This window comes from Raineyella sp. W15-4 (genome assembly GCF_033170155.1).
Taxonomy (GTDB): Bacteria; Actinomycetota; Actinomycetes; order Propionibacteriales; family Propionibacteriaceae; genus Raineyella.
In genome coordinates, this window is record NZ_CP137079.1 from 3,134,136 (window position 1) to 3,145,997 (window position 11,862).

An 11,862-nucleotide genomic window follows, 5' to 3' on the forward strand; every position below is an offset into this window, starting at 1 on the left:
TGCTCCAGCGTCGGAGGAAGGGGGAGCGTGAGCAGTAGTGTCGCCATTGTGACCCCCTGCCACAACGATGGGCGCTACCTTCTCGACGCTCTGGCCTCGGTGAGAAGACAGGACTACCCCGACGTTACGCACATCGTAGTAGACGATGGTTCAACCGAACTTGTCACGTTGGAGGTCCTTGAGGCGGCAACACGCTTGGGCGTAACCGTCCTCAGACAGGAGCAGTCAGGTGTAGTGGCTGCCCGCAACCACGGGATCAATCACGCTTCGGCCGACTACATCTTGTCGTTGGACGCGGATGACCGCATTGAGCCGAGCTACGTCCGCCGCGCTGCCATGCTGTTGGATGCCGACCCCGGGCTCGGGCTGGTCTATTGCCTCGCCGATCAGTTCGATGACTCCGGCAAGTACTGGGCATGGGACCTGCCACCCTTTTCTTTGGAGCAGGAGATCGTCACCAATGTCATCCATGCCTGTGTGATGTTCCGCCGCGTCGACTGGCAGACCGCCGGAGGCTACCCGCCACTCAGGCTCGACGACTACGGGATGTGGCTGGCGATCATCGGACTTGGACGCACTGTCACCCGTATAGACGATGTCCTGTACCACTACCGGCAGACGCCTGGGTCCATCACTCACCGCATGACGGAGGAGGACTCCGTCCACGCCTTGGCGGAGGTATACCGCGCCCACCCCCAATTGTTCTTGGCGAACCTCGAAGCTGTGATCCGAGACCACCGCCGGACTATGCAACGACTGCGGTATCTCCAGCATCGGTACGGGCGCGTGGAGGACCTCATTCACGGCGCCGCAGCACGCATGAAACGGGTCCGGCGGTCAGCCGCGTCCCTGTTCGGATCCACCTTCACGGAGGGACATTGAAGACAGCACTCATCCTGGGCATCACCGGTCAGGACGGCTCCTACCTTGCTGAGCTTCTCCTCGGCAAGGGATATGACGTCCACGGCGTCATCCGGCGTGCATCGACCTTCAACACGGTGCGGATCGATCATCTGTACCGGGATCCTCATGAGCAGGATGTCCGGCTACACCTGCACTACGGCGACATGACCGACGGGTCCCGCCTGCTCACCCTCGTAGAAAGTATCCAACCTGACGAGATCTACAACCTCGCTGCGCAGTCCCACGTACGAGTGAGCTTCGACGAGCCCACCTACACCGGCGACGTGACGGGCCTGGGCGCGGCACGTGTCCTGGAAGCGGTACACATGAGCGGGTTGAATACCCGTTACTACCAGGCATCGACGTCCGAGCTTTTCGGATCCGCGGCGCCGCGGCAGAACGAGGAGACGCCTTTTCAACCTCAGTCTCCGTACGCAGCCGCGAAGTTGTACTCGTATTGGATGACCCGGCTCTACCGTGAAGGTTACGGACTGTTCGCAGTAAATGGTATCCTGTTCAACCACGAATCTCCTCGTCGTGGTGAGACCTTCGTCACACGCAAGATCACCCGGGCGGTCGCTCGTATCAAAGCTGGCCTCGAAGATTACGTGTACATGGGAAATCTCCAGGCCAAACGCGACTGGGGCTATGCCCCCGAGTACGTCGAGGGCATGTGGCGGATGCTTCAGGCCGAGGAACCCGCGGACTACTGCCTCGCCACAGGCCAAGCGTATACTGTCCAAGATTTTCTCGTCGCAGCGTTCGAGCACGCCGGCTTGGATTGGGAGAAACATGTCCGCTTCGATGAGCGCTATTTACGACCCGCCGAAGTGGACTTCCTGTGGGGTGATCCATCCAAGGCGGAAGCCAAGCTGAATTGGCACTCCGAGGTGACGCCGATGCAGTTGGCCGCAATGATGGTGGAATATGACACCAAGGCGCTCGAGCACCACGGCGCTCATTATGTCGATCAAGTGCCATTGGCGTGGTGGCCGTACCGCGTGGAGGCAAATGATGACTGACCTGTCCACGGGAGCCGATCGAGGCCGCGGTCCACTCGCGCGGACCCGTGTCCTTGTCACCGGCGGCGGAGGTTTTCTCGGCCGCAGCATCTGCACGGCCTTGGTCCGCCGAGGCGCAAGCGTTGTCACGATCCGCTCACGGGATGTCGACCTCGTCGAGCAACAGCAGGCTCGTGACATGATGGCTGATGTCGCTCCACAGATTGTCGTGCACGCCGCCGCCCGCGTGGGCGGGATCGGCGCCAACATTCGAAATCCTGGCGCCTTCCTCTATGAGAATGCCATGATGGGGCTCAACGTGCTCGAAGCGGCTCGTCAAGCCGGTGTGGCGAGGTTTGTATTGGTCTCGACCACCTGCGCGTACCCTGATGACGCTCCGATGCCGCTCAACGAGAAGGACATCTGGGGGGGCAAGCCAACCCCGCAGACCGGACCCTACGGCGTCGCCAAACGCATGCTTCACGAGGCCTGCGCCACCTATAGTCAGCAATACGGCATTGAGACGGCCGTACTCATTCCGACGAACCTGTACGGTCCCGGAGACAACTTCAACCCGGCCTCCAGTCATGTCATGCCGGCAATGATCCATCGTTATGCGGAGGCGGCGCGTAGAGACGATCCGTCCGTCACCAACTGGGGCACTGGAGAAGCGACCCGGGAGTTCTTGTACGTGACCGACGCCGGCGAGGCAATTGCCCGCGCCTGCGAGGTCGACATCACTCCTGACCCCATCAATATCGGGACCGGCGTGGAGACCTCCATACGAGACCTTGCAGCATTGGTCAAAGCCGCCGTTGGCTACACCGGACACGTCGTCTGGGACGCCACCAAGCCCAGCGGCGTGAACCGCCGGGTGCTGGATATCACCCGCTCCCACGAGATCCTCGGCTTCCACCCCACGGTTGACTTGGCCACCGGTGTCCGGCGCACCGTCGAATGGTACTTGGCTCAGGATCCCGATGTTCTGGCACGGCAAGCACGCGCCGACCAAGCGACCAGGACATGAGCACCCCCGAAGCAGGCTGGCTGCTCCTGACGGCCGCGGTCCACCCCGATCCTGTGTTCCTCGATCACAACGGGTCATTCCCGACCACTGTCGCCGATCCTGTGGTCCGAGCCGGACAGTACCGCGAAGCACTCGCGTTTTGGCAAGACGCCGCCCATCGGCTGGGTGCCCGGGTCGTGGTGGTCGACACCTCCGGGGCGACCCGCAGCGAGTTCGGACTGACCGATCGCCGTGACGTCGTCCTTGTCGATCACCGTCCGGATCCGTCGTTGGCCGTGCACGGCAAGGGTGCGTTCGAAGCTTCGGCGATCGACGCCGCCATCGCTGAGCTGGAACTGCCTGACCTGTCTCCACTGTGCAAGATCACCGGGCGCTTGCGGGTGTTGCACGCGGACCGCGTGATCAGCCGCCCGATCGGGACGGGCATCGTTCGGGTGCGGCGCACGATTGATCGATCGTTCTGTGACACCCGCTTCCTACAGACCACAGCAGGAACCTGGCGATCCGTGCTCGGAGACATGGCGCATGCGTGCGACGACGGGAGCGGTCACTGGCTGGAGCGTGTCGTCGCAGAGCGGCTCGTGACCGCGGAGTACGCGGACCGGGTCGGCGTTGAGCGATTCCCGGCGCGCATCGTCGTCATGGGACAGTCCGGGACGACGGGTCATACGTACGGCTCCCGGTTGGAGGCGTCCTTGCCTGAGGTCGTGATGCGTAAGGTTGAAGGGCTTGCCAAGCGGACGTTCGGTCACCTGACCGTCTGACCTGGGCCCGACCAGCTCTCCGCCCCTCTCGGTCGGGCGTCCGCGACGACTCAGCCGACCTAGCGAAAGGAACCCGTGAAGTACCGTCATCAGCTCGGGGTGCTGTTCAGCCCGCGCGCCCGGTGGCAGCTTGCTCTGTCAGTCCTCGGCTCGATACTGGTCTCGGTAGCCGAGTCGGTCGCCGTCCTGCTGGTCGTCCCACTGATACAGCTGATGTCGGGCGGGGACATTACGTCGGGCATGCTCCAAAGTGTGGCCGGAATCCTCGGCGTCACCGACCGCGGCAACCTCCAGACCATCCTGCTCGTACTGGTGGTCTCAGGATTCGTCCTCAAGGACGTAGCCACCATGTTCTTCCGATGGTGGATGCTCGGTTTCATCAACCGTGAGCAGGCCGAGACCTCGGCGAAGCTTCTCGAATACTACTTGCGCTTGCCTTATCTGGAATTCCAGAGGACGACGTCGGCGGAGAAATTCCGGGTAACCGGCACCTCCGTCAATTTCGCATACAGCCGCTTTGTGCTGGGTGTGGTCAGCGCACTGACCGAAGCTGTGACGATCCTCGCTATCACCACTGCTCTCCTTATCGCTGCACCACTGCCGACGCTGGTCCTCATCGCGTACTTTGGGGCAGCTGCCCTCATCTTCCTTCGAGTGTTCAAGCCTCAGGTGGAGGAAGCGACCGAACGAGCCATCGATGCTGCAGAGAAGGGGCTGCGAGCATCATTCCATGCGGTCTTCGGCATCAAGGAGATCAAGCTCAGGGCTTCGTACGCCCGGTTCATCTCGCGCTACCGCCATGAGATGGATCGCTCAGCCCAAGCGGCGCGAGTCTCCACGTATCTTGGAGAACTCCCTAAGTACATTCTCGAGATTCTGTTCATCGCGGGAGTCGGCATCGCAATCGCAGCGGCCGGAGCGACCAATGCTGCGGGCGGCACAATGTCCATGCTGGCGCTGCTAGCGGCCGGAGCCTTCCGCATCCTGCCGTCGATCACTCGCATGCTGGCCTCGGTCAACAACATGCAGGGCGGAGAAGTCGCTCTCCACCAAGTGACAAGACTCCTGTGGGATGAACGTAGGAACATTACTCTTGAGCGGATCGAGAGTCCGGCCGCACCGTTGTCTTTTACCCGGCAGCTCGAAATCCGTAACGTCAGCTTCCGCTACGGCGCCGGCCTTCCGCTGGTTCTGGATGACGTCAGTCTCGCGATCCCTCACGGCTCCAGCATCGCGCTCGTCGGGGCGAGTGGCGCCGGCAAGAGCACCTTGGTCGATCTGCTCCTCGGCTTCCTCGAGCCGACCTCGGGGGCAATAGTGGTCGATAACGCGATGGTCACCTCTGAGACGCGAGCGTCCTGGCAGCGCATCGCCGCCATGGTGCCGCAGAGTGTTTACCTGATCGACGGGACCCTGAGGGAGAACATCGCCTTCGACCAAGACCTCGCAGATGTCGACGAGGCGCGGCTACGCCGCGCACTCTCCCTTGCCCAACTGGACGATGTCGTTGCTGACCTGCCGCATGGCCTGGACGAACAAATCGGTGAGCAAGGTGGACGCCTCTCGGGGGGGCAACGCCAACGCATCGGCATCGCTCGCGCGATCTATCGTGGACCGAAGTTCCTGGTTCTGGACGAGGCGACCTCAGCCCTCGACAACGAGACCGAGCGGAAGATCACGGAGACGATCACCTCGCTGCACGGCGAGGTCACAGTGGTCATCGTGGCGCACCGCCTCTCGACCGTGAAGCACGCAGACCAGCTTGCATTCTTCGAGGACGGCAGGATCACGGGACTCGGCACGTTCGAGGAGGTCCAGCAGCAGAACGCGAAGTTCGCTCACCTGGTTGACCTGGGTTCATTGAGTCCGGCAACGCCTGTCGAATCCTGACCTCGCGGGCCGGCAACCGCGCCGGCGCGGCCTCGGCCCGCACCCGACCCAGATGCGCACGAGTGTCTGCCGTAGCTGAAGACTGGGTCGGTAACGGCAACTGCCCACCGTCTCATCATCCCTGCTTAGGTTCGCCCGGAAGGATCAGCCAACCGGGGTCAAGGCCGCCGTGGCCTTATTTGAGCGCTTGTCCCACATACCCGCGGCAGGGACAGCACAAGCAGCCCTCGAACCGGGGTGCCGCATCATGGAATGAGATTTGCGCGAAAGAATCACCTGTGATAAGCGGAAATTATCCCGGAAAATTTGCTTCACGAATGCCCACCCACCTCACCTACATTGACTCTACAACGTCACCGACACCGACCAACGAGATAGTTACATCGGGGCACAAAGGGCGATCGTTGTGTGGCAACACAAATCCGAGAACCCGCATCGACAATTCCCGATACGTTTCGGCACAGCGGACGAAACGGTCACTAAAATTGTCCTCTTGACTGCTACGGTTTCCGCATCTGGACCACAGACGCCAGTTAGCCAGACTCTTAGGAGGCAATAGTGTCAAATTCAATCAAACCCGACTCCCGCCTGTTGGAGGCCGGGGTCCCTCGCAGGACCATCGTCAAGGGCGTGGCCTGGGCGGCGCCCGTAGTCGCCGCGGTCACCGCGCTGCCAGCCTTCGCCGCATCCGGCACCGGCGGCAATTTCAGCATCGTCCCGGTGTGCTATGCGCTGTCTCTCCTCCCGTCCGGCTTCGACCTCACCGCCGACACGACCCAGGAAATCCCGACCGGCACGACCATCAAGTTCACTGTCGGCGAGATCCTCGATGTGACTGTCGTCGACTTAACGGTTGAGTATCCCAGCGAATCCATCCAGAACCTTCAGGCCATCGTTTCCGTAGGCATCGGAAAGAGCACCTTCGAGTACACCACGACGAAGCCCATCCCGGCCGGTCAGACTCTCAAGATCCGCTCGGGCCTGAAAATCTCCGCCTCCGCCTGGGAGGCATCCGTCGTGCTGCCCGCCGGCTACACCCCCGGCCCGCTCGCGCGCACCTACGCCGTACTCATCTACGTTCTTGCCGTGTGCGGCACCGACGACGAGCCGATCGTGACCACCGGCACGCTGCAGTTCAAGAAGTTCCAAGATGCGGGTGAGCTCTTCACTCCCAACGACGAGATTCATCTCGACCTGAACATCGCCTGGCAGGGCGCGAACGACGGATCGCTGGCCCCCACGACGACGATCGAGATCACCGGGGTCGACCCGACGAAGTTCGGCACGCCGACCGTCGATACGTCCGACTGGACGCTTTCACAGTCCGGCAGCACGGTCACGCTGACCTATGCGAAGAACGCCGGGATCGTCAAGGACTCCGGCCTCACCGAGGTCACGTCCCCGACCGCCAGGGTCAAGATCCCGGTGAAGAGCGGCGGCAACGGCACCGCACCCTTCACCGCGACGCTACACAACTCGCTGATCGATGCTGGGACCTACTCCGGCCTCTCCTACAAGGGCTCGACGACGATCACCGCCCAGGGCAAGTGGGCCTGAGCTGAGTTCTACCGTCAGACCCGACTTGCACAGGTCCAGTGCTTCGGGAGTTCATCGAGGATGGCCTGCGCGTCGGGCTGGCGGGTCGGGACGACGATGAACGAACAATCCGGTGTGTCCCGCGACACTCAGAGGCTCACCGCGGGCAACATCTCCGCATCGGCCATCACGGCCGCCGTCTCTCACCAACCCGCCGACAATCCGCCGTCACAGGCCCACACCGATCGACAGTCGCAGACCCGCCGAGGGCTCAGACTGTTCTCGCCCACTCGGCTACCGCCGCCGCCGGGTCGGTCTCTGGAGCTGGTGGAGGCGCCGTGGGCGCACCACCGACGCGCCCCATCCGGTTGCGCTCCCAGAACTCCATGAGCCAGGCGGGTGGCCGCGGGTAGTCGACGTACGCGGGCAGGCCAGAGGCCGCCGCCTCGAGGATGCCCGTGCTGAACACCCCGATGAGCGGCGCCTCGAGGTCGGCGATCCGACCGACACCGGAATCCACGGTGATCCCACCCGCACGCCACAGCCGATGAAGAAGCCTTGACAGTGCGTCCCGCTCGCTGGGGTGGGGCCGGTACACGGCGCCCGTCCGCCGACATGTCAGATAGGCCGCCGCGGCCATCTGCCAGACATTCAGCTCAATGCCGTGCAGCTGCCCCAGATACACCGGCGGCCGATCATGCCACCTCACCGCCCGTTCCGTGACGAGCTGATCGGCCCTGGGACGACGCGCATCGGCCAGCAGCTGAGACCCGACTGTCCGGACCGTGATGTCGGACCGGCCGACACGCCAGTAGTCCGCGTCCTCGACCGTCCATACCAATGCGTGTGCGCGGTACGGCAGCGGTGGCGCAAACGGCGTGATCAGTCCGTGCTGCACGACCCCGAACGGCAGGTCCCTGCGGACGCTGAAGGCATACGCGGCCTCGCCGGCGGGGAGGAAGTGACCAGCGGACCACACACTACGGACGTCAGCCAGCTCGCGAACACCGGCCAGCCCAGTGGCGGGGCCCACCCACTGCCGGACCCGCCACTCTCCCGACGGCAGCAGATCGTCCACCGGCACCGAGGACAGCACCGCGGCGCCCTCCTCCACCAGACTCTCGACTGGGCGCAGGACCGCCGCGAGATGGCTGGTCGACCGGGCGTCCAACCCCACGAGGACGCGCGGACGTCCCACAACATGGAGCCGCAGCGGGGCGCCGGAGGGTGCCGGAGGACGCACGGCGTCACGGAGCCGTCGCGCCACCCCCAGCATCGGCCGACGACTGCTCTGCCAGCGCCGCCAAGCCTCCAGATCGTAAGGCTCTCGAATGCCCACGCTCTCACTTCCCCTCTGTTGCAACCGGCCCTGATCCCGGCGCCAAGAACGTCCGGCTCGACACAACCGGTCGGGCCGGTACATCACAACGGCGCCACAGCCGCCACACCGCAGGTCACGACACATGGACACCAGTAGACGCTCAGCCCCACCAGGCATCCGCCTGGCGCATGCGGTGGGCAAACGTGTGTTCCGCTTGAGTACGTCGACGCGCGGCCCGCCGCAGACGGTCGGCCCAGGCGGTGTCCGTCGTGGCACGGCGGGCGAGGTCGACCAGCTGATCGAGATCGGTGAAGACGGCGACCTCCAGCTCGGGATCGTAGAACTCCTCGACCTCGGAGCGATCGACCAGTTGCACACCACCGACACCGCTGGCCTCGAACGTCCGCATGGTGAAGCCGTCCTGGTCTCCGTGGATGTTGATGGTGGCCGCTGCCCCGGCCATCCGGCCGTACGCCTCGTCGAGGCTGATGTCACGACCGGTCGGGACCTTGGGTCGGCCCCATTGCCAGGTCCGCAGGCGGTCAAGGGGGTGGTGCGACCAGTCGCGGCCGAAGGCGCGGACCGGGACGCCCTGTTGCGCGAGTGTCAGGAGCGCTGCCTCACGGTTGGGGTAGCGGGCGCCGACGAACACGATGTCCGGAGATGGCACCGGCAGGTACGGCCGGTCGGGGTCGAACGCAAGGGGCAGGTAATGGGCACCGAACCCCTGAGCTGCCAGCTGCACAGCGTCCTGGTGACTGTAGGAGGCGATGGTCGCACCTGTCGCGGCGAGCTGATCGTGGTCCCACCGTGTACGCCGCAACTCGTCGTACAGCCACAGCAGCTTCTGCGAGCCGCCCCGGTCCACTGCCTGCCAGAACGCCGCGTCGAGGATGTCTCCCCTGATCACCACGGTGAACTGCGGGCGGACCTGCTCCACGGCCGCGCGGGCCCGCTGTGAGGCGTGCTCGCGCTGGGCGGCGACGCCGGCCCTGCCTTGCCGATGGGAGAGGCCGAGCTTGCCGGGCAGCTCGAACACGACCTTGTTGCGCAGCTTGTCGCCGACCGTGTCGTACGCGTCGTAGCAGCATGTGGTGACGTCATAACCGAGTGCTTCCCAGGCCTGTTCGATGGACCGCCAGTAGCCGTGGAAGGCAGGGCTGACCAGCAGTAGTCGTGGCCGGCCTGTCAAGACGTCAGACCTCGGCCGGCCAGCTCCTGCAGTGCCTCGTCCCAGATCACCGACGGGGCACCGGGCTTGTCCCAGGAGCGGGAGATGAACTCGGCCACCGCCGTGGCGGTGCTGACCTGCGGCAGGGGCGCCCCGACCTGGGCGTTATGACTCATGTCGGCCACGGCGTGCTCGATGTCCCCGGCCCGGTGCACGTCGAGGTATTCGACGGGGGCATCCGGGGTCGGTGACCCGGCCGCCGCGTAGTGGGCGAGTTCGGTGAGGTTGGTCCGCACCCCCGTACCGGAGTTGAGGACAAGCGGCTCCCCGACAGTCTCCTCGCGAGTGACGAGCCAGGCCAGCAGGCGGGCGACGTCCTGGACATGGACGAAGTCGCGCGTCTGGGTGCCATCACCGTAGACGGTGATCGGCCTGCCCTCCTTGAGCCGCGCGAGGAAGGCCGCCAGGACACCGGTGTAGGGATTGTGGAGATCCTGGCCAGGTCCGACGACGTTCTGCGGTCGTACGACCGCCACCGGCACCTCCGTTGCCACCTCGGCGGCCAGCACGGACTCACCCTCAGCCTTGGTCTCGCCGTAGACCGAGAGTGGACGCAGCGGATCGGTCTCCCGGCTCGGCGCCGGATGCGCCAGCGCACAGCAGGCCGGCCCATAGCTCGTGCCGTGGTCGGGACAGTCGTACCGTCCTTCCCCGTAGACCGCTCGGGAACTCATTGCGACCAGCGGGACACCCCAGGCTCGAGCCGTCCGGCCGGCCAGACGCGTGCCTCCGGCGTTCACGCGGCGGTAGCGCTCGATCTCGTACATCGATTGGGCCGTGCCCGTTTCGGCGGCCAGATGGACGATCGCATCATGTCTCGGCATTGCCGCCCAAACCTCGGGATCAGAGACATCGCCCTCGACAATCCGCCCCGGGAACGCCGCGCGTGAAGCCTCGGGATCACTGTGCACCTGCGGCAGCAGGCAGTCGAGCGCAGTCAGCTCATGGCTTCCGTGCAGAAGGTGGGCGAGGTACTTGCCGATGAAGCCGGCTCCACCGGTGATCAGGATCTTCATGCAGTCGGACTCCCCCTGAACGAGACGGCATCGCCGTCATGCTACGGCGGGCGGACGGTCCTCGATGGCCATCTCACACCAGCCGCCTACCGGCCGTATCCAGAATCACGGCGACACAGCCGCTACCATGGCCGCGCCGAACCAGCATCCAGGGGGGACGATGTCCGAATCTGCTCAACTCTCCATCGTGATTCCCCATTACGGTGATCCTGGTCCTACCCAACAGTTGGTGGCGACCCTGCGGCGACAGAACGCCTTGATTCCCTTGGAGATCATCGTCTCCGACGACGCATCTCCCCAGCCCTATCCGGATGATCTGGCTATTACGGTGGTCCGACGCCGAGAGAACGGCGGTTTCGGAAGCGCCGTCAACTCCGGGGTCGCGCACGCCACAGGCGAGTGGCTGATGATTCTCAACAGTGACCTGACCGTCGACTCCTCCTTCGTCGGGGATTGGCTGGCAGCGGCTGCTCCATGGGGTGAGGCTGTCACCTCTCCCCGGATCATCTCGCCGAGCGGGGCGGAATCGTGGCCGGGCCGCCACTTTCCGACCATCGGCCACCAAGTGGTGGAGTGGCTCATCCCACTGGCTCGGTGGCGAGAGCTAAGGCTGCTGCACGAATGGGTAGGTCACGACACACGGGCAACAGGAGAAGTGACCCAAACGGTCGATTGGGTCGTCGGTGCAGCCCTGCTGATGCCGACAGCCACCTTCCGGGCTGCCGGAGGCTTCGACGAGGGGTTCTTCATGAACGCCGAAGAGGTCGATCTGCAGCGCCGGCTGCGGGACGGCGGGGTGCCGTCGGTCTACCTGGGCACCGTGACCGCCGAGCATGAGGGCGGCGGGTCCTCCGATCCCGAACGCCGCCGCCGGTGGTTGGTGACGTCACGCCTGCGCTACGCAGACAAATGGCCCCATGACGGATATCCCGGGGGGCGACGCAGTCTCGCCGCCTGGTTGACCGCCGCCTCGGTCGCCAACCTCGGGTGGAACGTCGGTCGGCGGCTGCTCGGGAGACCGGTTGCCCCGTGGAGGACATTCCGCTTCGAGCTGTCCCTCCTCCACCACTGAAGCGGAACCAGACCCTCCGCAGCAAGAACTGAACACTGTGCGACTCACAGAGATTTGCTGTGAGAGAGTTGGGCTGCATCGAATCCGGGGGTGGGAGCGGC

10 protein-coding genes are annotated in these 11,862 nt (G+C 64.4%); 7 read left to right on the top strand and 3 right to left on the bottom strand.

What is annotated here, in order from left to right; genetic code table 11:
- The first annotated feature begins 27 nt into the window (after window positions 1–27).
- The 6 genes from R0145_RS14625 to R0145_RS14650 all read left to right on the top strand — a co-directional run bounded on the left by R0145_RS14625 (window position 28) and on the right by R0145_RS14650 (window position 7,142).
- Entirely contained in the window at window positions 28–882 is an 855-nt protein-coding gene (locus R0145_RS14625; protein ID WP_317837598.1) for a glycosyltransferase family 2 protein, read from the top strand.
- Complete coding sequence (gmd, locus tag R0145_RS14630) at window positions 879–1,925, top strand: GDP-mannose 4,6-dehydratase (protein WP_317837599.1); 1,047 nt, start codon at window positions 879–881, stop codon at window positions 1,923–1,925. Before R0145_RS14625 ends, gmd begins: the two co-directional genes overlap by 4 nt.
- Complete coding sequence (locus tag R0145_RS14635; RefSeq protein ID WP_317837601.1) at window positions 1,915–2,931, top strand: GDP-L-fucose synthase; 1,017 nt, start codon at window positions 1,915–1,917, stop codon at window positions 2,929–2,931. The genes gmd and R0145_RS14635 overlap by 11 nt, the downstream gene beginning before the upstream one ends.
- Window positions 2,928–3,695 carry a hypothetical protein gene (locus R0145_RS14640; RefSeq protein WP_317837602.1) on the top strand — a complete coding sequence of 256 codons (768 nt, stop codon included), beginning with the start codon at window positions 2,928–2,930 and terminating at the stop codon, window positions 3,693–3,695. The genes R0145_RS14635 and R0145_RS14640 overlap by 4 nt, the downstream gene beginning before the upstream one ends.
- A gap of 75 nt (window positions 3,696–3,770) precedes the next feature.
- Complete coding sequence (locus tag R0145_RS14645) at window positions 3,771–5,585, top strand: ABC transporter ATP-binding protein (RefSeq protein ID WP_317837604.1); 1,815 nt, start codon at window positions 3,771–3,773, stop codon at window positions 5,583–5,585.
- Between the two features lie 558 nt (window positions 5,586–6,143).
- Complete coding sequence (locus R0145_RS14650; RefSeq protein WP_317837605.1) at window positions 6,144–7,142, top strand: hypothetical protein; 999 nt, start codon at window positions 6,144–6,146, stop codon at window positions 7,140–7,142.
- A 250-nt stretch (window positions 7,143–7,392) separates the two neighbouring features.
- On the opposite strand, the gene R0145_RS14655 is transcribed toward R0145_RS14650, so the two are convergent.
- The 3 genes from R0145_RS14655 to R0145_RS14665 form a co-directional block, all read right to left on the bottom strand.
- A complete protein-coding gene (locus tag R0145_RS14655; protein ID WP_317837606.1) occupies window positions 7,393–8,235 on the bottom strand; it encodes a hypothetical protein in 843 nt (280 codons plus the stop codon).
- A 367-nt stretch (window positions 8,236–8,602) separates the two neighbouring features.
- Entirely contained in the window at window positions 8,603–9,634 is a 1,032-nt protein-coding gene (locus R0145_RS14660) for a glycosyltransferase (protein WP_317837607.1), read from the bottom strand.
- Window positions 9,631–10,689 carry an NAD-dependent epimerase/dehydratase family protein gene (locus tag R0145_RS14665; protein WP_317837608.1) on the bottom strand — a complete coding sequence of 353 codons (1,059 nt, stop codon included), beginning with the start codon at window positions 10,687–10,689 and terminating at the stop codon, window positions 9,631–9,633. The genes R0145_RS14660 and R0145_RS14665 overlap by 4 nt, the downstream gene beginning before the upstream one ends.
- A 160-nt stretch (window positions 10,690–10,849) precedes the next feature.
- On the opposite strand from R0145_RS14665, the gene R0145_RS14670 reads away from it, so the two are divergent.
- Complete coding sequence (locus tag R0145_RS14670) at window positions 10,850–11,761, top strand: glycosyltransferase family 2 protein (RefSeq protein WP_317837609.1); 912 nt, start codon at window positions 10,850–10,852, stop codon at window positions 11,759–11,761.
- Window positions 11,762–11,862 lie beyond the last annotated feature (101 nt).